The organism is Bacillus cereus group sp. MYBK245-2 (genome assembly GCF_051916145.1).
GTDB lineage: Bacteria > Bacillota > Bacilli > Bacillales > Bacillaceae_G > Bacillus_A > Bacillus_A pacificus.
Genome location: NZ_JBQAGB010000011.1, coordinates 39,305 through 65,457, shown reverse-complemented (window position 1 = coordinate 65,457; position 26,153 = coordinate 39,305). Strand labels below are relative to the sequence as shown.

Here is a 26,153-nt window from a genome sequence, read left to right as displayed (position 1 = left end):
TCGAAATAGATGATGAGGAGTTGGCTTTAATGACAAACATAATAAAAAAAGGATTGGCATTAGGGTTAGGAATGATAGCTACTACACAGGAACAAGCTAAAAAAATAGCGGATGAATTGGTGAAACGAGGAGAACTAAGTCAAGAGGAATCTAAAGAGTTTGTTAAAGAGATGTACGAAAAAGGAAAAGAAACCAAATTAGAGCTGGAACAGCTAATCAATACAAAAACAAAAGAAGTATTAGGGGAATTAAATCTAGCAACTAAAGAAGATATTCAACGATTAGAACAGCGTATTGCAAACATAGAGAATCAGAAAAATAAATTGGAGTAAGTGTGTTATGAGGAGGATGTATGATTCTTGAAAATAAGAATACGACACATTCAACGTTATCGTGATATTGCCATGGCCTTTTCTCGTAATGGATTTGGGTTGATTGTTAAGGAATTGGGACTTCAAGACTTACTTTCATTTCCTAAACGATTTAATAAGGTAGAACAACAAGAAATTCATTTGAAAACAAAAGCTGAGCGAATTCGATCGTTCTTGGAGGAATTGGGTCCCACCTTTATAAAAATAGGACAAATTGCTAGCACTCGACCGGATTTAATTCCGGCCAATATCATTCATGAGTTAGAGCAACTTCAAGATAAAGTATCTTCTTTTTCTTACCAGGAAGTAAAACAGATTATTGAAGAGGAATTAGATTGTGCGATAGAAGATATATTTGAAGAATTTCAAGAAAATCCTTTAGCTGCAGCTTCTATCGGACAAGTCCATTATGGGCTATTGAAATCTGGTGAACGAGTAGCAATTAAAATTCAACGTCCTAATATTGAAAAAATCATTGAAACCGATTTAGAAATTTTACAGCATTTAGCGGAACTAGCTGAAATTCGATTAGAGTGGGCTGCTAGATATCAGCTACGCGATATAATTGAAGAACTCTCTAAATCCCTTCGAGCTGAATTAAACTACACAATAGAGGGGCAAAATGCAGAAAAGGTAGCTCACCAATTTAAGTATAATCCTAATATTTGTGTTCCGAAAGTATATTGGGATTATACAACTTCAAAAGTACTGACTATGGAATACATAGAAGGAATAAAATTAAATGAATTAAAAAAAATGGATAACCAAGGACTAAATCGCAAGGTACTAGCTGAACGGGTAGTTCAATCTATCCTTCACCAAATTCTAATTGAAGGCTTTTTTCATGGTGATCCCCACCCTGGTAATATCATTTTTTTACCGGGTGAAGTTATTGTTTTTATGGACTTTGGTATGGTTGGAAGTCTTAGTCCTGAATTAAAACAGCATTTAGCGTCGTTAGTTATTTCTATGATGCGCCAAAATACAAGAGGGGTTATCAAAGCAATTACACAGATGGGTTTGGTACCTGATGATGTAAATATGAAACAACTGACAGCGGATGTGGAGTATCTAAAGCAAAACTATTATGATGTCCCTTTAAGCCAACTTAGTCTTGGTAAAGCTGTTCAGGAACTGTTTAATATTGCATATAAACATCATATTCAAATTCCGTCGGATATAACTTTATTAGGAAAAACTCTACTTACTATTGAGGGGCTGGTGGAAAAGTTAGATCCCGAACTTAGTATCCTTAAAGTAGCTGAACCTTTTGGTCGTCAATTATTAAAGGAACGTTATCATCCAAGGAAAGTTACAGAGGATGTACTAGACTATGTAATAGAAAATGGAGAAATTTTGATTCAACTACCAAAACAACTCAAAGAATTAACTGCCGTTATGCAAAAGGGGAATATGCGTATAGCCATAACGATCCCAGAATTGAACCTGTTTTTAACTAAATTAGATCGTATCAGTAATCGGCTTTCATTTAGTATTGTATTACTTTCTTTTAGCATCATCATGGTTGGGCTTATTATTGGTTCGTCATTGAGTAGGAAATCCACACTTCTTTGGAACCTACCAGCCATTGAAATTGGATTTGGAGTAGCAATCTTGATGTTTCTTTGGTTGTTATATTCTATATTTAAATCAGGGAAGTTCTAAATTTGTATTAACTTGTATAATCGTTAGAAGATATGAACCTGTTTAAGTGGGAATTTACTCTATATCTAATTTTTATTATAAAAAAAAGAAAAGAGATATCTTTCTTGTAATATTAAGAATGATATCTCTTTTCTTTTTTTAGATTATAAATGGAACCTATTTACGCTTTCTAAATAAAACAATTAAAGCTGGTAATATTGTTAAGGCACAGAATAAAGAAAGTGTTGTGTCTATAACGGTTGTAATACCAAATTCACGTAAAACTGGGAAGTTAACAAAAATTAGTGTTGAAAATCCAACAATTACTGTCAATCCAGAAGCAGTAATAGCTTGCCCCACCTTTGAAAGAGAAACACGAATTGCTTCTTGAGCAGGTAACCCTTTTTCTTCTTCTTCATGGAATCTTTCCATAATAAGAATAGTAAACTCCGTTCCAATTCCAAGTACAAGACAGCTAAGAGCAGTTGTAAGTGGATTATATGAAATATCGAGTAATTTTAAAGCGCCAGGTGAGAAACCTAATACTAAAATAATTGGTATCAACGGATATAACGCATGCTTTACGCGACGATACACAATTAATAAAGATAGAAAAATAATTGAAAGTCCCGCACCTATCATAAGCTCCTTATTGGCACCGATATTATCAATACCATAAAGCATCATAACTTGTGCACCCGCAGGCTTGATTTTCACACCATCTATCGCTTTCATATCTTTCGATATGTTATGCATCAATTTCAATTGCTCAGCAGAAGAAAGGTCTGGATTCACTTGAAATTGAATGGTTGCATATTTTTTATTCTCACTCATAACAGTTTCTTTTAATGAACTTGGTACGTTTTCAAGTTCATTTTTTACTTGCGAAGGCGAATCTGGTAATGTATCTTTCCCATTGATTTGTAAAATAACACTAGGAAGCGAGATAACGTCACTCACATCTTTATATTTATTTTCAACCTTTTTACTTTCCTCTTGCACCCAAGTCATCACGTTCGGTTCCGTGACATCCTTCGCTTCTACTAAATACGTAATATACGTTGTAGATCCAACTATCTTTTGTAAATGCTTTGTATTTTTTAAAGTTTCCATGTTCTGTGGAATCATTTTGGTTAAATCTGTTTCCGTCGGTATAGACTTTTCTGCCATAAACCCAAGGCCAGATAAGATAACTGAAACAATTAAAATAGGAATTGCCAGTTTCATTGCCAGATTAGCATATTTATTTAAGAAGCGTGATAACATTGTGCTTTTATCTGTATTGCTTTTAAGTTTAGGTGCTGCTTTTTTACGATCTAATAAGTAGAATGTTGAGAACATCAATACTAATTCAACAACATAACAGAATAAAACACCAATAGCTAGAGTTAATCCAAATTGTTGCATCATTGGCGCTTTAGATAAGAACATTGTTAAAAAACTTAAGGCCATGATAACAACCGCAATCCCAACACCAGGTCCAATGTGGCGGACTGCATTTAGTGTTGCAAGTTTCGCTTGAAATTGACTATCTCCAAATTCCTCTTCGTATCTATTATGGAATTGAACACCAAAGTCAGTACCGAGACCAATAATAATTGGTAATGTTGCCATGGTTGCGAGTGTAATTGGGATTCCAGCCCATCCCATGAAACCAAATGTCCATATTAGCCCAATTAATACGAAGCCTAATGAAATAATACGTCGTCTAACAGGGAAGACAAAGAATAATACAACAATCATTAATATAATTGCTAAACCAAGCATAATCCCTAAAGTCGTGATAACTTCTTCTTGTATATCACCAAGGATAGCTGGCATTCCAGCTACTTTGACTGTTACACCCGAACCGAAATTTGTCTTCTCGATCAGTTCATTTAGCTCTTTATTTATACGTACATAGGTAGTCATTTCTGTATTATCGGATGTACGAAGCTGAATGATAACATATTTCCCATTTTCAGGGATAAGTTGTTTGAATTGTTCTGGTACTTTGCCTTTATCAGAAAAAATAATTTCATGAAGTAATTCATTATTCATATTCTGAACATTTGGTAGAGCCTTAATAATATCTCTTTGCATATTGTCTTTTTGTTGCTGTGTTAAGATGCCTTGTATATACTTTTTGACTTCATCGTTTTGTTTTTCAGTTAAAACAGCTTGCGTGATTTGCTCTTGTTCGTCACCTGTAGGAGTATGACCAAACGCAAGCATTTGTTTTTGTATTTCTTGCATTTGTTCAGGAGTAAGTTGCTGTTGAATGAATGCACCCATTTTTTCACGTTGCTCATCAGTTAGGCTACTTTTTACGCTATTATTAATTTCATTCATTTTTTCGCTTGAAATAGAATTTTTCAAAGATGTTTCTAATTTTGTATTTGTTTCTCCTGTATTGAATGCTGAAAGTGAAGGAGAAGATAACATTTCATTTAATAAACCGACATAGTGAGTGGATCCCGTAATATCGTTAATACCTTCTGCTTTGTTTGTAAATTCTACAACTGCTTTGTTTGTTTCTTGTGAAAGTAATTTATCGCTATCTCCACTAAGCACCACATATATACCATCTCCACCAAAATGTTTTTGGTACGTCGTAGTATCTTTATAAACATCTGATGTATTACTTATAAATACATCGTTTCCCATCTTCATCTCAAGTTTTGTTATACCAAATGAGAAAAAGATTGTTAGACATAATATAAATGCAATATTAATCTTTGCGTACTTGATAATAAAATGTCCAATCTTATCAAAAATCTTATTCATGTTTTAGTTCCTCCTTTGCTATGTTCCTTAATCTAGCATTGGTTTTGGAGGAAATCGATGAACAAAAATGAATATGTGTCTTAAAATAAGACGTTTATCTTATTTTGGTTCATTTATCAGAAAATTATTAATTATATAAATTAGTTCTTCTTTTGAAAATGGATATTCATTATTTACCCATTTTTTTATAATTTCAAAAAATCCACTACAGTAGAAATCACATATTATTTTTGGGTAAACAGAGTTTCGAATTTGCATGGAAAGTAGGTCATTATATTTTATTGAATTTTCATATAAAATTTCCGAGCCAAGTTGAATTAAGTTGTCGTATAATTCACGGCTATTATTTTTAATCGTAACGTTAAAAAATAAAGCACGATTAACATCTATATATTTGATTACTTCCTCAAATAATGTGTGTTCTAACTCTAAACCTTGCTTTGTTTGTTCAAAGAGGTTTCTTGCGATAGTATTTGCTGCATCACTAAACAGTTCATACTTGTCATCATAATAACGATAGAAGGTACTTCTGTGAATCATTGCCTTTTCGCAAATGTTATTTATTGTAATGGATGAGAATGGTTTTTCTCTTAATAAATCCATGAATGTATTTTTTATTAAAACTTGTGTACGTGAGCTAGTGAGATTACCCAAGTGATTTATCCTCCTTATATTTGAAGCGTAGTACCGCTTTAAATTATACTGGTTTTAATTGGCTAATTCTTATTTTTTTAGTATGTCTTAATAAATCAAGATTTAGAATTCTTTTTCCTGCATAAAGATTTAAAATATGGTGTATAGAACTGATAACTTCATGCAATGTAATTAGAGTATAGGAATCTATGTGTTCAGTCACATATTAAGTATTCAATAAAAGAAATCCTATAACAGTAATATAACATTAGACAAAAGAGAGTGAAAAAGTTAATTGAAGAGGACTTTAAATTTGAATATGGAGTAGTGGAAGGGTTTCAATGAAACGTATGAATATAAAAAACTCCCAGTTTCCTGGGAGCCGAAGTATAATATCTCAATATTTTTGAGAGCGTATTGAGAGAAGCGTAATTATACTATCGCATGCTTTTCAATTTATCATAATGAATATAGGAAATCGATAGACAAAATATTAGATTTGTATCAAAATGAGACGGGTATCTCAAAAAGTTTTGTCTTCAATAAATTTTAATTTATAAGGAAACCGCCTTTTTTGCATTGTTTTTTTCATTTAGGTTAAGGGTTTGGGTTCGAACAATTTCCTACATACATCCTAACAACCGCTTTCGCAAGACATTGAGAAGAATCAACAAAATCCTCACTCGCCACCACATTCAAATCGGTACATGCGATAATTGCCGTATCAACTTCCTCTCTCAATTGTAAAACGAGCGCATTCCACAATTCGCGAGCTTCTTCAACCTCTCCAGATTTAATATAAGTAATGATTTGATTAATCATTTCCTGCCATGTTTCATGATGAATGTACTCTATATCGCGTTTTGTAATCCCATCTTGGTAAATCCCAGCTTGAACAGTTGCTTCTGTTGCAAGAAGAGCGACTCTTTTTACGTTTTTAGGAATTGCTTGTAACGTTTCATCAACTATATTCAAAATAGGAATAGAAAGAGATCGCTGTAATTCTTCAAAATAAAGATGCGCTGTATTACACGGCATAGTGATAAAGTCTACGCCAGTACTTTCAAGTTTTTGTGCGCCTTTAATAATCGCTTTTTTCATCGCTTCGTGATCAATAGGGCGATCCATGTAAAACGGGGTTGGGCACGAGTAAATCATCATATGAGGAAAGTCCATATCATGCTTTGCTCCGTATATTGTTTGGCACTTTGCTACAACTGTATCGACGAATGGCCCAGTTGATTTTGGTCCCATTCCTGCTAGTATTCCGATCATTGTTTTGTCTCCTTTAATATGTAATTAAAAACGTTTTTTGCGAACGATAAACAGAAATAAGGTAAATAATAAAAATGAATATACGATAGCCCAAGCTGTGAGCCATAGCGTGTGAGTCAGTATATTATATTTGTATTGTCCAAGCATGAGAAAGCTTTCGACAGGTGGTAAAAACCATAGTAACTCTTTTTTAAACCGGATAGATGCAATCGTTATAAGCAATATAAATGTAAGGCTAAGCCAAGCAGTGCCTGCTTTTTGAATCGTATTTCTAGTAAATAATGTTGCGATTGAAATTCCTAGTATAGAGAAAGACATATGAGCGAGAAATCCGACTAAAAATAAAGAAACTGTCATTTTTTCATTAAACATTTGCAAAATAATGGGATAGATTACGGATATAAAAGATAATACAGTACAAATGAGAAGAGCCGTAATATATTTACCAACGTATAATGCGGAAATGTTATTTGTATGTGAAATAGTGATTTGCTCTTGTACAGGGTCTTCCGTATGGAAAATTGTGACTGTAATCCAGGCAGATAATAAATAAAGCGCGAGAGCTGTTTCTAAATATGTCGGTACAATAGGAGTCGGTTTATATGCATATACAAAAAGTAAGCTCATGAAGTACATCGCAATAGGAGGGACGTACTTATACGATTTTGTGTAGTCGAGAAAGTGATAACGAATAAGAGCAAACATAATAAACCTTCTTTCGATTTAAAAGTTAGGTTGTAGCAGTGTGATAGATGCTTTTTTATGCAATAAAAACTGAAGCATTTCGTTTGTATATTCTTTTTCGATTTGTAATTGAATAAGGTTTTGATTTGAATTGTGTGCAACGTGTATAAAACCGGATTGTTTTTGTAGTTCTATCGCTGAAAATGTTTCGTGAACAATTGCTTCAATATAGACTTGTTCTGCTCCTTTTTGTGCAGAGATATTTTCTGTGATTGTATGATTTGCTAACGTCACAATTCTATCAGCGAAGTTTTCTAATAGTTGTTTTTCGTGACATGTAAATAACACGGATATACCTTGTTGTTTTAATGAGAGTAAAATATGTTCTAATTCTTGCTGAGAGTTAGGATCGAGCCCGGAAAGCGGTTCGTCTAAAATTAATAAATGTACGTCCGTAAGTAACGCTTGCATAATGCCTGTTTTTTGTTTCATACCTTTTGAAAAGTTTCGTACAACGGAATGCCTTGCATGAAGTAAATGAAACCTTTCAAGAAGCAGCGGGATTTTATCTTTTACATATTTTGTTGATAAACCGTGAATGCGACCGAGATGATATAGATAATCTTCTAATGTAAAACGAATCCCTTCAGGAAAATGTTCAGGTACATAACCGATTTGTATATGTTCTTTCCTTTGAATTGTCCCTGCCGTATGTGAAATAAAGCCTGCAATTATTTTGAGTAGAGTACTTTTTCCAGTCCCGTTCCCGCCAACAATGGCGAGTGCTTCTCCTTCTGGAATGGATAAATCAATGTTGTCTAGTATAAGTGATTTGCCATACTTCTTTTGAATTCCCCTTAGTTCTACTAGCAAAGTTCTATCCTCCTATACAGTGTATATATCCATTATATAGGAGGATAACAAAAAGACGTGCAATAAGTGCACGTCTTTTTTTGTTGTGTTTTGTCGATAAGTCGATATAGTGTGTCGAATCGTCGATATATCGAAAAAATCGTTGATATATTTAGCGCTTCTCAATCGCCACAATAAATGGCGGGTTATTTTGTTGGTTAATGAAGCCGTAGCGCAGTACGTGTGCTTGTTTTTGGTCTAATTTTTCGGCAAATTTGAGAACAGCGTCGCGTTCTACTTGTCCTTCTGGATGTCCGTGGTAAATAACAAGGACGATGATTCCTTCAGGTGCCATTACTTCTAGTAATTGTTCGATCGCTGAAATTGTTGAGTTCGGTTTTGTAACGATATGCTTGTCGCCGCCTGGAAGATAACCTAAGTTGAAAATTGCGCCTGTTACTTTTCCTTTTGCATCTTCTGGTAATACGGATAGAAGTGTATCGTGACTATCGTGAACTAAAACAGTACGTTCGAAAAGTTCTTTTTCTTTTAGACGAGTTGTCGAGCTTTCAATTGCTTCTTTTTGAATATCAAATCCAAATACTTTTCCGTTATCGCCAACGATTTCAGCTAGGAAGCAAGTGTCATGACCGTTTCCTAAAGTTGCATCTACAGCGTAATCGCCTTCTTTTACTGCCGTTTGCAAGAGAGTGCGAGCAAACGGTAATACACGTTCTAATTTCATTTTTGTTTCTCCTCATTTGCATATTTTCCTTGCCAGCTTCCGCGGCGTACAAATTCTGCATCGATGGAATTTAATACTTCCCATTTATTTAAGCTCCACATTGGACCAATCATTAAATCAGGTGGACCGTCACCTGTAATACGGTGCACAATTACGTCCTCTGGAATTATTTCAAGTTGGTCAACAACGAGACTTACGTAATCCTCAAGAGAAAGGAATTCTAGTTGTCCTTTTTCATATTGCTTCACCATTGGCGTTCCTTTTAATAAATGAAGTAAATGAATTTTAATTCCTTGTACATCAAGCTTCGCTACTTCACGAGCTGTTTCCATCATCATGTCGTAATCTTCAAGAGGAAGACCGTTAATAATATGAGAACAAACTCGAATGCCGTGCTTACGTAATTTATTTACGCCTTCCACGTAAGAAGGATAATCGTGAGCACGATTAATAAGATTTGCAGTACGTTCATGAACAGTTTGTAATCCGAGTTCAACCCAAAGATATGTGCGTTTATTTAAGTCCGCTAAATATTCAACGACATCGTCTGGTAAACAATCTGGACGAGTTGCGATAGAAAGGCCGACAACGTCTTTTTCAGCTAGAAGCGGTTCGAATTTTTCTTTTAATACTTCAATTGGTGCATGTGTATTTGTGTAAGCCTGAAAATAAGCGATACATTTTCCATCTTTCCACTTTGAGCGCATTTTTTCTTTCATTTCATGATATTGCGTTATAACATCATCGCGGCGATCGCCAGCGAAGTCACCAGATCCAGCAGCACTGCAAAATGTACAACCGCCATAAGCAACTGTACCGTCACGGTTCGGACAATCAAAGCCCGCATCTAATGAAACTTTAAAGATTTTTTCACCAAATTCATTTCGTAAATGGTAATTCCACGTATGATAACGTTTATTGTCGTTTGTATATGGAAAAGGGTTTTGAACCTTCATTACTTTCCCTCCTAAGCCGAGTCAAAATGAAACAAAATCCATTATAACATACTCATAAGGTTCATATGGAAGGGACACACTAAAGGGGAATTGAAGCAAGGAGGGACAATTATGGCAGAGCGTCAATCACTTGAATCGTATATTACACAAGCGGAACAAGCGGTGGAATATGCGAAAGAACAACTAAATCTTGGTATGAGACAAGAGCATTATAATACGATGGAGTATTCGGATGCGCAGTTACAATTAGAACAAGCATATAACGATTTACAAACGATGCAACAACATGCGAATGATGAGCAACGTGAGCAATTAAATAGAGCACGTATGGCAATTCGCCAATTGCAACATCAAATGATTATTACACCGCACTAATAAGGAGTGAATGTAATGGCGAAACGTTCAGATCAAAATAATCCAGAACAAAAAACGCAAAATGGACATAACGCTGAGTTTTCAAATGAACTTGATCCGATTGTGCAAGTGAAGCAGCGTAATAGTAAAAAAGGACAACCTCAAAAATCGAAACAATCAGAGTAAACCAGGTCGCAATATGACCTGGTTTTATTTTTGCTATATGACAATAATGTAAGATTTCTGTAAGGTTTGTCGATAGTTGTAAGACTACATTTCCAGTAGAGTAGGGGAGGATTAAATTTTGGACAAGGAGTTGCTTTATGGGGAACAATATGACAAACAAACGAATTGATGAGTTAGATTACATTCGTGGCTTCGCATTACTGGGGATTATTTTAGTAAATATTCTTGCACTACTTAACATTAAAATCCCGGATCCTAATACAGTAGATGCGAGTTATCAAAGATTTCTATACTTATTTGTAGAAGGGCGTTTCTTCTCAATCTTCTCATTCTTATTTGGAGTGGGATTCTATATCTTTATCTCTAGAGCAATTGCAAAGGGAAAAAATGGATATATTTTATTTTTCCGCCGTTTAGTTGCACTATTTATTTTCGGTTTGATTCATCAAATGTTTCAGCCTGGAGAAGCACTAGCGTTATACGCAATTTGCGGGTTAATCGTTTTACCGTTTTATAAGGCGAAAAAACAAGTGAACTTAGTCATTGGTCTTATTTTGACAATAGCTTTTAGTGTAATGGGAGTTAAAGAATTATTACCACTTGGCTTAATTTTATTAGGGCTTGCTGCAGGACAATATCGTGTATTTGAAAATCTTACGCAGAACATAAAGAAAGTCGCTATTTTTACAGGTATTATGTTTGTTTTAAGCGTAATAGCTGTATGGTATCAATATGGGCACGTTCCTGCTGAACCATTTATAAATGGGATAATGGAAACTGAAGACGGAACAATGGATGCTGCAAGCCAATTTTTAAAAATTGGTATTACAGTTGGACCAATTATTTCAGCCTTCTATGTTGGAGCATTAATTTTATTACTTCAATTAAAACTAGTTCAAACATTGTTAGCGCCACTGAAATATTATGGTCGTATGGCTTTAACGAATTATATTGGACAAACTGCAATGATTTTAATCGCAGGAAGTGTATGTAACTTTGCAGGTAACTTAACGTACATGCAGACGTTATATGTGTGTATCGCAATTTATGCAATTCAAATTGTGTGTAGTGTGATTTGGATGAAAATCTTTAAAATGGGTCCATTAGAATGGATTTGGCGTGTTATTACGTATTGGACGGTAACACCTTTAAAGAAATAAAGTGGGATAAAGAGAGAAGTGGGCTGTTCCTTTTGTGGAGCAGCTTATTTTTATTGTCAGCTTTTGTCGATAAGTCGATATATTAAAAAAATCGCTGATAAAAGTAGGAGAATCGTCGATATATTTGAAAAATCGCCGATATAATTTCATTTATCGATTCAATATGTCACTAGTATTAATAGCCAAGCTTACAAGTACACCTTTGTTATATTACAAAAGTGTAAGGTAATTGTAATGTTAACAAATAGCAGTTCATCTCCAAAAGGCGCAAAATAGGTAATGGAAAAACAAGCGTAGGAGGATATATATGACGAAACCAGTTGTAGACGTGAAAAACGTTCAAAAAGTGTACGGTAAAAAAGGTGAGAATCAATCACATGCATTAAAAGGTGTATCATTCTCAATTCAAGAGGGTGAGTTTGTTGGGATTATGGGACCATCTGGTTCTGGTAAAACGACATTATTAAATGTAATTTCAACGCTAGATAAAGCAACGGGCGGCGTTGTTGAAATTGCAGGAACGGATATTACACAAATGAAGCAAGGTGAGCTTTCAGATTTCCGTTCACAAAAATTAGGATTCATCTTCCAAGACTTTAACTTATTAGAGAACTTATCTATTTACGAAAACATTGCACTTCCACTTTCTCTTCAAGGTGTCTCGTCGCGAAATATTGGGCCAAAAGTAGAAAAGGTAGCAGATATGTTAGGCATTTCAGCAATTCTTCAAAAGTATCCATCTGAAGTATCTGGTGGACAGAAACAACGTTCAGCAGCGGCGCGTGCATTAGTGCATGAACCTGCAATTATTTTAGGGGACGAGCCAACAGGAGCGCTTGATTCTAAAAATGCAACGAGTTTACTTGATGCGATGACAAACTTAAATAAAGATCAAGGTGTATCGATTATGATGGTTACACATGATCCGTACAGTGCAAGTTACTGTCAGCGTATTTTATTCATTCAAGATGGTGAGCTATATAAAGAAATTCACCGCGGTGGTACACGTGAAGAATTTTATAAAGAGATTTTAGATGTGCTTGCAGACTTAGGCACACAAAAAGCGTAAGAAAGGAGGCTCCAGTATGTTATTTAAACTTTCCATGTCAGGACTGAAAAGTAAGCTGAAAGATTACATCGTCTTACTTGTCGGCCTTGTCATGTCGATTTCAATTTTTTATATGTTTCAAACGTTAGCTCTAAATAAAGCGTTTATTGAATCTAACTCAGTTATTCAATCAATTGGATTTGTATTCCAGGCAGGTTCATTTTTACTTGCTATTATAACGTTCTTCTATATTTTATATGCGAACTCTTTCTTATTATCTCTTCGTCAAAAAGAGTTTGGTATGTATATGATGTTAGGAGCAAAAAAGCATAAAGTTACATTACTTATGTTTATCGAAACAATCGTATTAGGCGCTGCGTCTCTTGCGATTGGTATTACAGTTGGTGTAGGACTTGCAGAAGGTATCGGTCAGTTATTAATGAAACAATTAGAATTTGCTGGTGAAGGCTATAAAGCATTTTACCTTCCATCAATGACTGTTACTTGTATCTTCTTCTTCGCACTATTTGTATTATCAGCAATTATGAATAGTATTAAGTTATCACGTATTTCTGTATTGCAACTTGTACATGCAGATGCACAAACAGAACGTGTTGCGGTAAAAGGAAAAATGACAGGTGTAGTTGCATTCCTTGCGGTTATTTTATTAGGTATTGGATATGCATCGATGATAAATATGGAAACGTTAAGAGAAATGGGAATCCTTATTGCATTAATTACAACAACAGCTGGTACTTACATGCTATTTGGCTCACTTCTTCCGGTTATTATTAAAAAGTTAAAAAGTAATAAAAAGCGTAGTGAAAAGGGACTTAACGCTTTTACATTTGCACAATTAAACTTCCGTATTAATAGTTTAACAAAGGTACTTGCAACAGTAGCAATGTTAGTTGCTCTTGGAGCCGGTGCAATTTCAGGTGGTATGGCATTTAAAAATAACGTTATAAAAACGGTTGATGGATTTGAAATTTATGATTCGATTATTCATAATCCTACAGCTGAAGAGAAGAAAATTTTAGATGGTATATCATTTAAAAATAAAACTGAGTATCGTTATAAAGTAGACGACAAATATATTTATTATGTAAAAGAAGATTTAGAGAAACATAAACCATTTATTCGAGATGGTGTAGGTAAGGAAAGTTTCGGTAAATATAAAGAAGTTTCAGGAGAAGCTCCAGTAGATACAGTAGCGGGAGCAGTGCAAGATCAAAATGAAAAAGCAATGCCTGAAGAATGGGAAGAGGCATTTAGAACAATTCAACCATACTATATATACAAAGATCATGCCGTTAAAATTGTAGATCAAAAAATGTACGATACTGTAAACGGTAAAGAAGGAATTGTATTTACTGGAAAAACAGACGATTTCGTAGCATACACAAAAGAATGGAAAAAACTTGACGAGTTGCAGCTAGTTAAATATAAAAATATAAAAGCTGAACAAATGAGTAGTAAATATCAAATGTATGACATGTTCTACGGTCTTGCGAGCGGGACAGTATTTATGGGATTCTTCCTTGGAATTGCGTTCTTAGCAATGATGGCAAGCTGCCTAATGTTTAAAATTCTTTCTGGTGCATCAAAAGATATTACACGTTATCAAATGCTTCGTAAAATCGGTGTGCGCCGTGAATTATTAACAAAATCCATTTATAAAGAGTTATTCTTAGTCTTCCTATTCCCAGCGATTGTAGGTATCGCTCACGTATTAGTTGGTATGAATATTTTCGGATTTATTTTAGTTGATCCGTACTTCCGTATTTGGGTACCAATCGTAATTTTCGTAGTTATTTATGCGATTTATTACTTCATTACAGTTCAATTGTATAAAGGAATTGTTCTTCCGAAAGAAGATTAATAATAAAAACCGAGCAAAAACGCTCGGTTTTTATTATTTTCAGAAAAAACACTTCAATGTTACTGAAATATATAATATAATGTAAGTAAGTAACATAATATGAAAGTAGAAGCAGCTGGAAAATGAAAGGAGGAATCCAATCTGTAGAAAGAGGATGAACTTGTATCCCCCTATTATTCCTACCCCTACTGTATTTGCACAATTATAAATTTCCAAACCTAAAAGTATATTGTAAAAATAATGGATAATACATGGAAATCTCATAGCGTGATAAGGTAAAATGGACAACATGATGAGAAAATTACCGTTCATAAGATGAGGAGAATACATGTATGGAAGTTGTAGAGGCATTAAAAGATATAAGCCAAATTGAGGCGATGAAAAAGTATTTAAAAGAGCACTCGCAGCGAGATTATCTTTTATTTGTTATTGGAATTAACACAGGATTAAAGATTACTGAGCTACTCAGTATGAAATTTGAAGAGATATTAAATGAAGATGGAACTGTTAAAGAGTTTTATTCTCTTCCTGTGAAAGATGAAAAGTTTAAACAAGATATTTATTTAAATACAAAAGTAAAAGAAGCACTTTTAGAGTACGTACAATCTATTGATGTGAAAAGAGAAAACTACGTATTTCAATCTAATAAAACGAAAAATTCAATTACGCGTCAACAAGCGTATCGTGTAATTCATAATGCTGCTGAAGCGGTTGGGATTGTTGGAAAGATTGGAACGAACTCAATGAGAAAAACATTTGGATTTCACGCGTACAAAAGGGGAATAGCAATTGCGCTATTGCAAAAGCATTTCCATCACGCGACACCTTCAGAGACATTAAAGTATTTGGGAATCTCAAAAGATGAAGAATTTAAAACAGAGATTGATGTAGATTTGTAAAAGCCGTAACTAAAAACTTTAGGAGGCGGGAATTATGAATATTAGAGAGAGTGAGCTACCGGGCATTGGATGTAAGTTTGAAGTAATTACAAAAGGCAATGAAAAGCTGGTTATCGTTATTCATGATGATGGCCGAAGAGAAATGTATCATTTTGATGCAAATCATGATGAAAGTATTTCAAGCATTTCTCTTCGTGATTCTGAAGCGAGACAAATTGCAGCTATATTAGGCGGAATGGTATATAGACCGCAAGCTTTAGACACAATTGAGATGGCTTTTGAAGGATTATCAATTGAATGGTTTAAGGTGGAGAATCATGCACCAGTCGTACAAAAAACAATTGGTAGCTTACATGTCAGAAAAACATATAACGTAACGATTATTGCTATTTTAAAAAAGAATATGAAGAAATTCTTTAATCCAGGTCCAGACTCTATTATTGAAGCTGGCGATATGCTCGTGTTATCAGGCGCGAGACATGAAGTGAAAAGAATTATTAATGAATTGCTTTCATCAGGAGGTGATTCATAATCGATGGATACTTTAATCTTTGAAGTTGGAACTGCGTTAGTATTAGTAGCTTTTGCAGCTATCCTCGCTGCGAAGTTAAAGTTCTCGATTATTCCGTTTCTCATTATACTCGGTATGTTAGTGGGGCCTCATGCCCCCGATTTAGGACTTATCGATTTAAGGTTTATTGAAAGCGGAGAAGTTATTTCCTTCCTCGGCCGTGTTGGCGTCATATTCCTCCTATTCTATTTAGGTTTAGAATTCTCAATAAAAAAATTAATTAAATCAGGAAAATCAATTGCTTTTGGGGGGACTGTCCACATATCACTTAATTTCATATTAGGTTTGCTTTATGGATATGTTATGGGCTTCCCCTTATTAGAGACGTTAATTATTGCTGGAATCATTACAATTTCATCGAGTGCAATTGTTGCAAAAGTAATTGTTGATTTAAGAAGATCTGGTAATAAAGAGACTGAATTAATATTAGGAATCATCATGTTTGATGATATTTTTTTAGCTGTATATTTATCGGTCGTTTCAGGGTTAGTACTCGGTGGTGCCACATCATTTGTAGGTGCTCTTACATCGGTGTTAATCGCAGTAGGGTATATGCTACTATTCTTTGTAATCGCTAGAAAAGCTACGCCGTTTTTAAATAAAATATTAGATATTTCCTCAAATGAAATTTTTATTATCATAATATTCGCTATTTTATTCTTCGTAGCAGGATTTTCAGAAACGATTCATGTCGCTGAGGCAATTGGAGCGTTATTGTTAGGACTCGTCTTTTCTGAAACAGAGCATAGCGATCGAATTGAGAAGCTCGTCGTCCCATTCCGTGATTTCTTTGGAGCCATATTCTTTTTCAGCTTCGGTTTAAGCATAGATCCGTTTTCGCTTGGAGGAGCAGTCTGGTTGGCATTAGGAGCAGTTTTCATTACTCTAATCGGCAATTTTACTGCTGGAATGATTGCAGGACGTAAAGCCGGGTTATCCCATAAGGCTTCTACGAATATAGGTTTAACACTCGTGTCACGCGGGGAATTTTCTATTATTGTAGCGAATATCGGCATTGCCGGTGGCTTAATGGCAGCGATTAAACCGTTCTCTGCTTTATATGTTTTAATATTGGCATCGTTAGGACCGTTAGTAACGAAAGAGTCTGGGAGAATATACTCGCTACTAGATAAGGTGTTTAAATGGAGTGCGAAAGAACGTGCAAAGCGAGAAAAGGAAGTTGGATAGTATAAAGAGGCTGCATGAACTTCATGCAGCCTCTTTATATATTGTTGCTGTTGTCGTTTTTTGTCGGTAAGTCGATATATTTTAATAATCGCTGATATATTTCCAAAATCGCCGATATATTTTCAAACAGCAATCAATATAATTTCATTTACCGACAAACCATTATCTGAATTTCATCAACTATTAATCAGTTGCCTTCCTATTTAAAAACGACTACAATTTTACTGTTATAGATGAACGAAAAAATAGAATAGGAGGGGAGACTATGCCAAGGAAAGTATGGCTATTAGTAGCTGGGATGATTATTAATGTCACGGGTGCTTCTTTTTTATGGCCTTTTAATACAATTTATTTGCATGATCACCTAGGAAAATCTTTATCTGTGGCCGGAATGGTATTAATGATCAACTCGCTTACTGGTGTAATCGGAAACTTGCTCGGCGGTGTTTTATTTGATAAATGGGGCGGTTATAAATCAACTTTAGTAGGGATTGTCATTACACTCGTATCGATTTTAGGTCTTGTGTTCTTCCACGGTTGGCCTTTATACGTTGTGTGGCTAGCGTTAATCGGTTTTGGTTCTGGAATGGTCTTCCCATCGATGTATGCGATGGTTGGTACGGTTTGGCCAGAGGGCGGAAGACGAGCATTTAATGCGATGTATGTTGGACAAAACGTTGGTATTGCGATTGGGACAGCGTGTGGTGGATTAGTTGCATCGTATCGTTTTGATTATATTTTCTTAGCGAACTTTATTTTATATTTTGTTTTCTTCTTAATTGCTTTTATTGGATTCCGTGGTATGGAAGACAAGAAAGAGCCAGGAGTACAAAAAGAAGTGGAAACGAAAAAAGGTTGGTCGCTTACACCTGGATTCAAAGCACTTCTTATCGTATGTGTAGCATATGCTTTATGCTGGGTTACATACGTACAGTGGCAAGGAGCGATTGCAACACATATGCAAGAATTAAACATTAGCCTTCGTCACTATAGTTTATTATGGACGATAAACGGAGCGATGATCGTTTGTGCGCAGCCGCTAGTTAGTATGCTAATTCGCTGGATGAAGCGTTCTTTAAAACAACAAATTATAATCGGAATCATCATTTTTGCGGCTTCATTCATTATTTTAAGTCAAGCGCAGCAATTTACGATGTTCCTCGTTGCGATGGTAACATTAACAATTGGTGAGTTATTCGTATGGCCAGCAGTGCCAACGATTGCAAATATACTTGCGCCAAAAGATAAGCTAGGTTTTTATCAAGGTGTTGTAAATAGTGCGGCGACTGTAGGGAAAATGTTCGGGCCGGTCGTTGGCGGAGCGATTGTTGATTTATATAATATGGAAGTATTGTTTATAGCAATCATGGTAATGCTTGTAGTAGCGCTTATCGCAACGAGCATTTATGATAAACGAGTAAAAGTAGAAGAAACAGTTGAAGAAAAAATTGCAGTTTAGTTTGACGGAACATGTTCACATGTTTTAGAATATATTTAAATAAAACAACCTTTGGAACAAGGGAGATAGCTCGGCTGTCGTAAGACAATTCATTAGTTATGAAGAGTAACGATTAATCGAGAAGCCCCGCTTTAAGTAAGCTCTTAAGAGATTTTAAGCGAAGGGTAGTTCACTTAACTCATATTTGTAATAACAGTGAGAAGGAGTAGTAGTAATAGAAGCTGGTTTAGAGAGTTGACGGTCGGTGCAAGTCAATCCACGTTTCGTTATGAACTCGCCTTTGAGTTGCAGTTGTGAAATTAATAGTAGCAATTGCCGTTAATCCACGTTACGGATCTAAGCGAATGTATATTTGTACATTAATTTAGGGTGGTACCGCGGGAATCTATAACCTCTCGTCCCTTTCTAGGGATGAGAGGTTTTTTGTATTTTGGGCGGTGAAAATAAATAGAATTTCAAGGAGGGTATCTCATGAGCTTTAATCATCAAGAAATTGAGAAGAAGTGGCAAGGGTACTGGGAAGAGAATAAAACATTCCGTACGCCAGATGAGACAGAAAAACCAAAATTTTATGCACTAGATATGTTCCCATATCCATCAGGTGCAGGCTTACACGTAGGACATCCAGAAGGTTATACAGCAACAGATATTTTATCTCGTATGAAGCGTATGCAAGGATATAACGTTCTTCATCCAATGGGGTGGGATGCATTCGGTCTTCCAGCAGAGCAATATGCACTTGATACTGGAAACAGCCCAGCTGAATTTACAGAGCATAATATTAATACATTCCGTAACCAAATTAAATCATTAGGTTTCTCTTACGATTGGGACCGTGAAGTAAATACAACAGATCCAAACTACTACAAGTGGACACAATGGATCTTCCTAAAACTATTTGAAAAAGGCTTAGCTTACGTTGATGAAGTACCTGTAAACTGGTGCCCAGCACTTGGTACAGTACTTGCAAACGAAGAAATCATTGACGGTAAGAGTGAGCGCGGTGGACATCCAGTTGAGCGTCGTCCGATGAGACAGTGGATGTTAAAAATTACAGCTTACGGAGATCGTCTATTAGAAGATCTAGATGAGCTTGATTGGCCAGAAAGCTTAAAAGATATGCAACGTAACTGGATCGGTCGTTCTGAAGGTGCCGAAGTACACTTCAATATCGATGGTACAGACGAGAAGTTCACAGTTTTCACAACGCGTCCTGATACACTATTCGGTGCAAGCTACTGTGTACTTGCTCCGGAACATGCACTTGTTGCTGATATTACAACTGCTGAACAAAAAGAAGCTGTAGAAGCTTACATTAATTCAGTAAAAATGAAGAGTGATTTAGAGCGTACAGAACTTGCGAAAGAGAAAACTGGCGTATTCACTGGTGCTTACGCAGTTAACCCAGTAAATGGTGAGAAATTACCAATCTGGATCGCTGATTACGTTCTTGCAACTTACGGAACAGGTGCTGTAATGGCAGTTCCAGCTCATGATGAGCGTGACTATGAATTCGCATCAACGTTCAATCTTCCAATGAAGGAAGTTGTAAAAGGCGGAGACATTACGAAAGAAGCATACACAGGTGATGGTGCACACGTAAATTCAGCATTCCTTGATGGTTTAAATAAAGAAGAAGCAATCGCAAAAATGATTGAATGGCTTGAAGTAACGAGCGCAGGAAATCAAAAAGTAACATACCGTCTACGTGACTGGTTATTCAGCCGTCAACGTTACTGGGGTGAGCCAATTCCAGTTATTCACTGGGAAGATGGTACAATGACAGCTGTAAAAGAAGAAGAATTACCATTAGTTCTTCCGAAAACAGACAACATCCGTCCTTCAGGTACAGGTGAATCACCACTTGCTAACATTGACGAGTGGGTAAATGTTGTTGATCCTGAAACTGGTAAAAAAGGTCGTCGTGAAACGAACACAATGCCACAATGGGCTGGTAGCTGCTGGTACTACCTACGCTACATCGATCCAAACAATAGCGAAGCACTTGTAGATCCTGAAAAAGTAAAACAATGGCTTCCAGTTGATATTTATATCGGCGGAGCAGAGCACGCTGTACTTCACTTACTATATGCTCGTTTCTGGCATAAAGTATTATACGATATCGGTGTAGTTCCAACGAAAGAGCCGTTCCAACAATTATTCAACCAAGGTATGATTCTAGGTGAAAACAACGAGAAAATGAGTAAATCAAAAGGTAACGTTGTAAACCCTGATGATATCGTAGCAAGCCACGGTGCAGATACACTTCGTCTATACGAAATGTTCATGGGACCATTAGATGCTTCAATCGCTTGGTCTGAAAATGGTCTTGACGGAGCTCGTCGTTTCCTAGACCGCGTATGGCGTCTATTCGTTCAAGATAACGGTGAATTAAGTGAGAAAATTACTGATGCACCAAATAAAGAGCTTGAAAAAGCTTACCACCAAACAGTGAAGAAAGTAACAGAAGACTATGCAGAGCTTCGCTTCAACACAGCGATTTCTCAAATGATGGTATTCATCAACGATGCATATAAAGCTGAAACACTTCCGAAAGAATATGTAGAAGGTTTCGTAAAAATGATTGCACCAGTTGCACCTCACATCGGGGAAGAGCTATGGAGCAAACTTGGATACAATGAAACAATCACATATGCAAGCTGGCCAACATTTGATGAGTCTAAACTTGTAGAAGATGAAGTTGAAATCGTTGTTCAAGTTATGGGTAAAGTTCGCGCAAAACTAACAATGAGTAAAGACGCATCAAAAGAAGAAATGGAACAACTTGCACTTGAAGCAATTAAGGACCAAATTGAAGGGAAAACAGTTCGTAAAGTAATTGTAGTTCCTGGAAAACTTGTTAACGTTGTTGCAAACTAATGTATGAAAGAAAAGCTCAGAGTGCTTATGCTCTGAGCTTTTTTGTGTAGAAAATAATTTCAGGATCCCCTTCATCTAAGTTTTCAACTATTCCACTACGTATAAAACCGTTCGCATTAAAAACTTTTTGCATACTTTCATTTGATTCGTTCGTTGAAGAAAATATTTTTTGAGTAGGAGAATGACTTAACATATATGAGAGTAACGAGCTTGCATAGCCTCGCCTTCTTTTTGTTGGCGAAACGATGATTAATGAGAGGAAAGTACAATCAAAGAAATTTGTATCGTATGTTAGAAAACCGGAAATAGAATTATCTTCTTTTACGATGACGCATCGTCCCTCATCAATAGAGTGCTTAATATAATTTCGTCTACTATCATTTCCGATTACATCAATATCTATATGTACGATTGAATCTAAATCATCGATAGAAGCTTTTGTTACGTTCTTCAATGGAAATACCCCCTAGAAAAAATATTCAGTTAATTAATTTTACCATGAATGAAGAAAAAGGAGCGGAATTCCCATACAGACAAACACCTATTTTTCTATAGGAAATATGATAAAAAAGGTAGGCTAAATTGAGTAGAAGAGGTGAAAGGAATGAAAGGGATGGACAATAATGCACCACATGGTTTTTTCGGAGGTGGTTCGGATAGTTATGAACAAATGATGTTAATGGGAGGAGCTGGCCAACAAGGATACGGTGGTATTCCGAGCTGGATGGGCGGAGGAGCAGGAGGTTTTCCGACATCGGTAGCTGGTATGCAAACTGGAATGCCTACATTAATGGGGGGCTTTTCGACATCAGGGGCTGGAATGCCTACAGTAACAGGAGGCTTTCCAACATCAGTAGCTGGCGTACAGACAGGAATTCCAGTAGGGGTACCAACTACATTCCCATCTTTCGTTGGAGGCGTACAAACAGGATTTCCGGTACCGGGAGTAGGTGTTGTGGCAGGCGGAGTAGGTGGTTATCCGCAAGCTGTTCATGGTCATCATGTACATCACCATCACCAAGGTCAGCACGGTCATCATGGTCATCATCACCACCAAGGTCAGCACGGTCATCATGGTCATCATCACCACCAAGGTCAGCACGGTCATCATGGTCATCACCATCACCAAGGTCAGCACGGCCATCATGATCATCACCATCACCAAGGTCAGCACGGTCATCATGGTCATCACCAAGGCCAACACGGCCACCATGTACATCATCACCAACAACAAGTACATCACCACGGTCAACACCACATTCATCCGCAAGCTGTTCTTTATCAAACACATCAAGGCCACCAACACGGTCACCATGGTCATCATCACCATCAAGGTCAGCACGGTCACCATGGCCAGCATCACCATCAAGGTCAGCACGGTCACCATGGCCAGCATCACCATCAAGGTCAGCACGGTCATCATGGCCAACATGGTCATCAAGGTCAACAACACCAACAACATCAACAATATCAACAGTATCAACAACAACAATCTTCTCCTTGGACAGGTGGAATTGGGGCAGGAGGAGCAGGGGCAGCGGCAGGAGCAGCTAGCATTGGTGGAGCAGCAGGGCACGCGGGACACGTGGGTCATTAATGAATTGCAGAAAAAAAGACATAATAAAAAACTGCTAGGAAATCCTAGCAGTTTTTTTCAGCTTCTTGACGTTGACGTTCGATTTCAGCACGAAGTTGTGGCTCTGGTGCTTGCCAGCCTTCAGGTTTTAGAATTTTGCCGTCGCCTTCGCGGAATCTTGGTTTCCCATCAGGGAATAGTTTTGCCATGTTTGCATTATTTACAATTTCGAATCCTTTATCAGGACGTACGCCCATTTCGGCAAACGTGCCGAATGCAAAGTAAATAAGGTCAATCAGTGCATCGTATTGATCTTCAACAGTCGTTGCTTCTAGAAATTCTTCTAGCTCTTCTTGCATAAAACTCGCACGGATTTTTGCGCGTTCTTCTGTTAATTTTGTTGGAGTATTTGTCACAGGATGTCCGAATATTTCATGCATTTTCGCAACAAGTTCGTACCCTTTATCTAGACCTTTTTCGTTTGTCATGTTGTTTCATCCTTTCTCGCTTAGTGCCGAATCTCATTGTAACATAAGGTGATTATGAAATGAAAAGAACATCTTATAGAAAATAAGATGCTCGCCTGTTATTCTTCTTTCTTAATTAAAATGGATAAAATAAGATCGATGCCAAATATACCAACGAGTAACATTGGTATAACGACAAGTAAATAACGTGTGAAGGAAACATTTTTTAAATATGTATGAGCAAATAAAAAGACGCCGAGAAATAAAATACCATTTAAAATAGGCTTTACTAATTTTTTAGACATAAGCTCCCCCATAAATATCTTCTCTCTCTATCTAAAATAAAAACTCCTCTTTCCGTTGTATCATGCTGGAGAGAGGAGTTCAATCATTTCTCATTCAATTACACCAGAATTTGTAATATTCACGGTGTATTTTACAGTGACAGGGACATCTTTGTACAGCTGTCTCCATTTTTCTAATTTGAATGGGCGATAATGTTGCTTATATTTAGCTCCTAGCCCGAGAGGATCAACGCCTAAAGATTTAAACTGCTTAATTAATTTAGCAGCTTGTTTATCTAATTGTTTTTGGATGTTTTTTTCAATTTTTTTTGTGTTCTTGTTATTTTCTAAGTTAATTTGCTTCGATAGTTCTTGAATACGTGCATCAAGATGAACGTGAATGAAGAAAGAAGGCTTCCCGTTTTTAATTTTTATATCGTAAGTTGGAACAGAACGAATATTATTAATCATTACGTACGCGGAATCCGTTTTGAATTCATGTGAATCTAATTTATGTTTCTCTAATAGTCCTTTAAAGATGAACATATCTTTTTCTGCGATTTTCCCGATATATTTATCCTTTTTAAAAAGACCAATTCCGTTGATTTTTATTTTATCACCATGCTTCTTTAGAATGGGAATATAGTAGTCTTGCCCTTCTTGATAATAACGGAATGCTCCTACATGCAGATTATCTGTTGGTAAAGGACCGGTCTCCATATTATGTTCTAACAACTTTTTTATATAAATTGCAACGTTGTATGAAGTCGAATATTTGCCTTTTAAAAGTTCAGTACCATTCCCCTCTAATAAACCAACATATAAAGCGTTCCCTATATTTACATCTCGAAGTAATGTATCGAATGAAGTAGACATTCCTGTTTTGGCAAGTCTTATCGTATATAAAGCGACACGCATTTGCCCACTAGCAAATGGTTGAGAAGACTCTAAAGATGTTTCAGCTTTTACTTGTTTTACGGCATTTGCGGTGCCTTCAAAAACTTGAACTTTATTTCCTTTTTTCTGAATGGGACAAACGAATGTCACTTTTAGTTTTTTATCTTTTGCAACGTCAAATACAGTTCCTTGAATAAGCTGTACATCATCGATAATATTTTTTTGTAAACACCCAGTTAGACTGAAGAATGTTATACAAGAAATCAGTATTAATTTGCTTGTGCTTTTGATTTTTTCCATTTTCTTTTCACCCACACAATAATAAATAGAATTGGGATGTATACATAAATGAGCCAAAAACTAACCTTCGATGCATTACTAATAAAGTTATTAATATCGTGTCTGTTTGTTAAAAGTTGCGAAACAATGAGCGTGATAAAGATAAAAGCGATTAAAACACCTCTTTGCTTTACGCGGAATATTTCGTGAGTTGCTCTTACTGACGCCCATAAAGGGAGGATAAAACTTGAAATAATAACGAGTGCATAGCCTGAAATTGCAATATATTCAAGTCTTTCTATAAATGGTAATTGAATGACTTGAGTCATAGAAAGTTGAGGCCATATCGTTTTTAACAATTGTTTTTCACTAAAAAATGCAAAAGCTAAAAGGGTGCTAAATAGATATAGAAGATTTGAAAATAGTGCTCCGAGCTGAGCGTATTTATGAGATTGCATAGGCTTTTTTACAAATGGATACACCATGAGGTAAATCTCAAAACCGGTCATACTGTAGATTGACAGTTGAGCGGATTTTAAAATGTCTGAAAAAGAATGGGTGAATATAGGGAGTAAATTATCCCAATGTGAATATTTCAAAACGAATAAGCTTAGAAATAAATATCCTAATGTACCACCAACAGAGATGACGCAAATACCGGTAATTACACGAAATCCAGAAGAGATAATGTAATAGCTAACTAAGCATAAAAAGAGTGTTAACATAAAGGTGGAAGCGGTAGGAAACATCCATACTTGAATAATTTCAACATACGTTCGAATAACCGAAATACTGACGATTAAAAAATAAGCTGCAAAGATGATATTAAAGACATTCCCTATCCACTTTCCAAACGTTTGCCTTTGTAAATCAATTAAATTTCCATTTGTTTCTTTTAATAAAAAATACATCATCCATATAAGAAGATGGATACAGAGCCCTGTGATTACAACGCCCATCCATCCGTCGTAACCAGCGGCCTTTGCGGTGATTCGAGCGAAACCGAGAACACCAGCACCGAACTGTGCACCGTGAATTAAGAAGAAAACGAAGATAGGAGATATTTGATATTTTTCTTGAACTTTACTCATCGAATG

General features: G+C 36.1%; 25 protein-coding genes and 1 other annotated feature. Of the genes, 13 read left to right on the top strand and 12 right to left on the bottom strand.

Going from position 1 to position 26,153, the window contains the following annotated elements:
- Positions 1 to 29 precede the first annotated feature (29 nt).
- Together ACTFRN_RS18285 and ACTFRN_RS18280 are read left to right on the top strand one after the other, a co-directional pair.
- On the top strand, positions 30 to 332 hold the full coding sequence (locus ACTFRN_RS18285) for a phasin family protein (protein ID WP_000181752.1): 303 nt from the start codon (positions 30 to 32) through the stop codon (positions 330 to 332).
- A gap of 72 nt (positions 333 to 404) precedes the next feature.
- On the top strand, positions 405 to 2,036 hold the full coding sequence (locus tag ACTFRN_RS18280) for an ABC1 kinase family protein (protein ID WP_088106360.1): 1,632 nt from the start codon (positions 405 to 407) through the stop codon (positions 2,034 to 2,036).
- A gap of 156 nt (positions 2,037 to 2,192) precedes the next feature.
- Here ACTFRN_RS18280 and ACTFRN_RS18275 read toward each other — a convergent pair whose 3' ends face one another.
- The 7 genes from ACTFRN_RS18275 to ACTFRN_RS18245 form a co-directional block, all read right to left on the bottom strand.
- Positions 2,193 to 4,781 (bottom strand): hydrophobe/amphiphile efflux-3 (HAE3) family transporter, encoded by a 2,589-nt coding sequence (locus ACTFRN_RS18275; RefSeq protein ID WP_014893465.1) that lies wholly within the window; start codon positions 4,779 to 4,781, stop codon positions 2,193 to 2,195.
- Positions 4,782 to 4,880: 99 nt separating this feature from the next.
- The gene (locus ACTFRN_RS18270) at positions 4,881 to 5,384 is read right to left on the bottom strand and encodes a TetR/AcrR family transcriptional regulator C-terminal domain-containing protein (RefSeq protein ID WP_088300237.1); all 504 of its coding nucleotides are present in this window, start codon (positions 5,382 to 5,384) and stop codon (positions 4,881 to 4,883) included.
- Positions 5,385 to 6,011: 627 nt separating this feature from the next.
- Entirely contained in the window at positions 6,012 to 6,689 is a 678-nt protein-coding gene (locus ACTFRN_RS18265; RefSeq protein ID WP_088106349.1) for an aspartate/glutamate racemase family protein, read from the bottom strand.
- Between the two features lie 24 nt (positions 6,690 to 6,713).
- Positions 6,714 to 7,394 carry a hypothetical protein gene (locus tag ACTFRN_RS18260; RefSeq protein WP_000457756.1) on the bottom strand — a complete coding sequence of 227 codons (681 nt, stop codon included), beginning with the start codon at positions 7,392 to 7,394 and terminating at the stop codon, positions 6,714 to 6,716.
- A gap of 18 nt (positions 7,395 to 7,412) precedes the next feature.
- A complete protein-coding gene (locus ACTFRN_RS18255) occupies positions 7,413 to 8,246 on the bottom strand; it encodes an ABC transporter ATP-binding protein (protein ID WP_000959731.1) in 834 nt (277 codons plus the stop codon).
- Between the two features lie 151 nt (positions 8,247 to 8,397).
- Positions 8,398 to 8,970, bottom strand: coding sequence for a class I SAM-dependent methyltransferase (locus ACTFRN_RS18250; RefSeq protein ID WP_000764491.1), 573 nt, complete (start codon positions 8,968 to 8,970; stop codon positions 8,398 to 8,400).
- On the bottom strand, positions 8,967 to 9,926 hold the full coding sequence (locus tag ACTFRN_RS18245; protein ID WP_014893466.1) for a TIGR01212 family radical SAM protein: 960 nt from the start codon (positions 9,924 to 9,926) through the stop codon (positions 8,967 to 8,969). Before ACTFRN_RS18245 ends, ACTFRN_RS18250 begins: the two co-directional genes overlap by 4 nt.
- Before the next feature lie 111 nt (positions 9,927 to 10,037).
- Between ACTFRN_RS18245 and ACTFRN_RS18240 the strand changes: the two genes are divergently transcribed.
- The 10 genes from ACTFRN_RS18240 (at position 10,038) to leuS (ending at position 21,553) form a co-directional block, all read left to right on the top strand.
- Entirely contained in the window at positions 10,038 to 10,301 is a 264-nt protein-coding gene (locus tag ACTFRN_RS18240; RefSeq protein WP_000840873.1) for a YtzC family protein, read from the top strand.
- 15 nt (positions 10,302 to 10,316) lie between these two features.
- Positions 10,317 to 10,466, top strand: a complete 150-nt coding sequence (locus ACTFRN_RS18235) for a hypothetical protein (RefSeq protein ID WP_001129340.1) — start codon at positions 10,317 to 10,319, stop codon at positions 10,464 to 10,466.
- A 137-nt stretch (positions 10,467 to 10,603) separates the two neighbouring features.
- Positions 10,604 to 11,626 carry a DUF418 domain-containing protein gene (locus tag ACTFRN_RS18230; protein ID WP_088106348.1) on the top strand — a complete coding sequence of 341 codons (1,023 nt, stop codon included), beginning with the start codon at positions 10,604 to 10,606 and terminating at the stop codon, positions 11,624 to 11,626.
- A gap of 307 nt (positions 11,627 to 11,933) precedes the next feature.
- Entirely contained in the window at positions 11,934 to 12,695 is a 762-nt protein-coding gene (locus tag ACTFRN_RS18225) for an ABC transporter ATP-binding protein (RefSeq protein ID WP_000165859.1), read from the top strand.
- A gap of 16 nt (positions 12,696 to 12,711) precedes the next feature.
- Positions 12,712 to 14,556, top strand: coding sequence for an FtsX-like permease family protein (locus ACTFRN_RS18220; RefSeq protein ID WP_049110699.1), 1,845 nt, complete (start codon positions 12,712 to 12,714; stop codon positions 14,554 to 14,556).
- 332 nt (positions 14,557 to 14,888) lie between these two features.
- A complete protein-coding gene (locus tag ACTFRN_RS18215; protein ID WP_000454214.1) occupies positions 14,889 to 15,455 on the top strand; it encodes a tyrosine-type recombinase/integrase in 567 nt (188 codons plus the stop codon).
- A 34-nt stretch (positions 15,456 to 15,489) separates the two neighbouring features.
- Positions 15,490 to 15,987, top strand: a complete 498-nt coding sequence (locus ACTFRN_RS18210) for a cation:proton antiporter regulatory subunit (RefSeq protein ID WP_001026043.1) — start codon at positions 15,490 to 15,492, stop codon at positions 15,985 to 15,987.
- 3 nt (positions 15,988 to 15,990) lie between these two features.
- A complete protein-coding gene (locus ACTFRN_RS18205) occupies positions 15,991 to 17,214 on the top strand; it encodes a cation:proton antiporter (RefSeq protein WP_049110697.1) in 1,224 nt (407 codons plus the stop codon).
- 265 nt (positions 17,215 to 17,479) lie between these two features.
- Positions 17,480 to 18,673, top strand: coding sequence for an MDR family MFS transporter (locus tag ACTFRN_RS18200; RefSeq protein ID WP_001137557.1), 1,194 nt, complete (start codon positions 17,480 to 17,482; stop codon positions 18,671 to 18,673).
- Between the two features lie 186 nt (positions 18,674 to 18,859).
- Positions 18,860 to 19,079 (top strand) — a binding site (T-box leader).
- A gap of 65 nt (positions 19,080 to 19,144) precedes the next feature.
- On the top strand, positions 19,145 to 21,553 hold the full coding sequence (gene leuS, locus ACTFRN_RS18195; RefSeq protein WP_000009454.1) for a leucine--tRNA ligase: 2,409 nt from the start codon (positions 19,145 to 19,147) through the stop codon (positions 21,551 to 21,553).
- Positions 21,554 to 21,578: 25 nt separating this feature from the next.
- On the opposite strand, the gene ACTFRN_RS18190 is transcribed toward leuS, so the two are convergent.
- Positions 21,579 to 22,007 (bottom strand): GNAT family N-acetyltransferase, encoded by a 429-nt coding sequence (locus tag ACTFRN_RS18190; protein ID WP_000800320.1) that lies wholly within the window; start codon positions 22,005 to 22,007, stop codon positions 21,579 to 21,581.
- A gap of 150 nt (positions 22,008 to 22,157) precedes the next feature.
- Here ACTFRN_RS18190 and ACTFRN_RS18185 point away from each other — a divergent pair, with 150 nt between their 5' ends.
- On the top strand, positions 22,158 to 23,150 hold the full coding sequence (locus ACTFRN_RS18185) for a hypothetical protein (protein WP_000677570.1): 993 nt from the start codon (positions 22,158 to 22,160) through the stop codon (positions 23,148 to 23,150).
- 44 nt (positions 23,151 to 23,194) lie between these two features.
- Here ACTFRN_RS18185 and ACTFRN_RS18180 read toward each other — a convergent pair whose 3' ends face one another.
- The 4 genes from ACTFRN_RS18180 to ACTFRN_RS18165 all read right to left on the bottom strand — a co-directional run bounded on the left by ACTFRN_RS18180 (position 23,195) and on the right by ACTFRN_RS18165 (position 26,147).
- Entirely contained in the window at positions 23,195 to 23,617 is a 423-nt protein-coding gene (locus tag ACTFRN_RS18180; protein WP_014893467.1) for a hypothetical protein, read from the bottom strand.
- Between the two features lie 98 nt (positions 23,618 to 23,715).
- Positions 23,716 to 23,901, bottom strand: coding sequence for a hypothetical protein (locus ACTFRN_RS18175; RefSeq protein ID WP_000038779.1), 186 nt, complete (start codon positions 23,899 to 23,901; stop codon positions 23,716 to 23,718).
- Positions 23,902 to 23,991: 90 nt separating this feature from the next.
- Positions 23,992 to 25,077: a Ger(x)C family spore germination protein gene (locus ACTFRN_RS18170; protein WP_000411394.1), complete on the bottom strand. Its 1,086-nt coding sequence runs from the start codon at positions 25,075 to 25,077 to the stop codon at positions 23,992 to 23,994.
- The gene (locus ACTFRN_RS18165; protein ID WP_000049075.1) at positions 25,047 to 26,147 is read right to left on the bottom strand and encodes a spore germination protein; all 1,101 of its coding nucleotides are present in this window, start codon (positions 26,145 to 26,147) and stop codon (positions 25,047 to 25,049) included. Before ACTFRN_RS18165 ends, ACTFRN_RS18170 begins: the two co-directional genes overlap by 31 nt.
- Positions 26,148 to 26,153: the final 6 nt, after the last annotated feature.

Coding starts and splice junctions, on each gene's coding strand:
- ACTFRN_RS18175 (WP_000038779.1), bottom strand. CDS start 23,901: ATGTCTAAAAAATTAGTAAAGCCTATTTTAAATGGTATTTTATTTCTC.
- ACTFRN_RS18245 (WP_014893466.1), bottom strand. CDS start 9,926: ATGAAGGTTCAAAACCCTTTTCCATATACAAACGACAATAAACGTTAT.
- ACTFRN_RS18235 (WP_001129340.1), top strand. CDS start 10,317: ATGGCGAAACGTTCAGATCAAAATAATCCAGAACAAAAAACGCAAAAT.
- ACTFRN_RS18170 (WP_000411394.1), bottom strand. CDS start 25,077: ATGGAAAAAATCAAAAGCACAAGCAAATTAATACTGATTTCTTGTATA.
- ACTFRN_RS18220 (WP_049110699.1), top strand. CDS start 12,712: ATGTTATTTAAACTTTCCATGTCAGGACTGAAAAGTAAGCTGAAAGAT.
- ACTFRN_RS18180 (WP_014893467.1), bottom strand. CDS start 23,617: ATGACAAACGAAAAAGGTCTAGATAAAGGGTACGAACTTGTTGCGAAA.
- ACTFRN_RS18165 (WP_000049075.1), bottom strand. CDS start 26,147: ATGAGTAAAGTTCAAGAAAAATATCAAATATCTCCTATCTTCGTTTTC.
- ACTFRN_RS18250 (WP_000764491.1), bottom strand. CDS start 8,970: ATGAAATTAGAACGTGTATTACCGTTTGCTCGCACTCTCTTGCAAACG.
- ACTFRN_RS18265 (WP_088106349.1), bottom strand. CDS start 6,689: ATGATCGGAATACTAGCAGGAATGGGACCAAAATCAACTGGGCCATTC.
- ACTFRN_RS18260 (WP_000457756.1), bottom strand. CDS start 7,394: ATGTTTGCTCTTATTCGTTATCACTTTCTCGACTACACAAAATCGTAT.
- ACTFRN_RS18200 (WP_001137557.1), top strand. CDS start 17,480: ATGCCAAGGAAAGTATGGCTATTAGTAGCTGGGATGATTATTAATGTC.
- ACTFRN_RS18225 (WP_000165859.1), top strand. CDS start 11,934: ATGACGAAACCAGTTGTAGACGTGAAAAACGTTCAAAAAGTGTACGGT.
- ACTFRN_RS18280 (WP_088106360.1), top strand. CDS start 405: ATGGCCTTTTCTCGTAATGGATTTGGGTTGATTGTTAAGGAATTGGGA.
- ACTFRN_RS18275 (WP_014893465.1), bottom strand. CDS start 4,781: ATGAATAAGATTTTTGATAAGATTGGACATTTTATTATCAAGTACGCA.
- ACTFRN_RS18215 (WP_000454214.1), top strand. CDS start 14,889: ATGGAAGTTGTAGAGGCATTAAAAGATATAAGCCAAATTGAGGCGATG.
- leuS (WP_000009454.1), top strand. CDS start 19,145: ATGAGCTTTAATCATCAAGAAATTGAGAAGAAGTGGCAAGGGTACTGG.
- ACTFRN_RS18230 (WP_088106348.1), top strand. CDS start 10,604: ATGGGGAACAATATGACAAACAAACGAATTGATGAGTTAGATTACATT.
- ACTFRN_RS18270 (WP_088300237.1), bottom strand. CDS start 5,384: ATGGATTTATTAAGAGAAAAACCATTCTCATCCATTACAATAAATAAC.
- ACTFRN_RS18210 (WP_001026043.1), top strand. CDS start 15,490: ATGAATATTAGAGAGAGTGAGCTACCGGGCATTGGATGTAAGTTTGAA.
- ACTFRN_RS18240 (WP_000840873.1), top strand. CDS start 10,038: ATGGCAGAGCGTCAATCACTTGAATCGTATATTACACAAGCGGAACAA.
- ACTFRN_RS18185 (WP_000677570.1), top strand. CDS start 22,158: ATGAAAGGGATGGACAATAATGCACCACATGGTTTTTTCGGAGGTGGT.
- ACTFRN_RS18285 (WP_000181752.1), top strand. CDS start 30: ATGACAAACATAATAAAAAAAGGATTGGCATTAGGGTTAGGAATGATA.
- ACTFRN_RS18205 (WP_049110697.1), top strand. CDS start 15,991: ATGGATACTTTAATCTTTGAAGTTGGAACTGCGTTAGTATTAGTAGCT.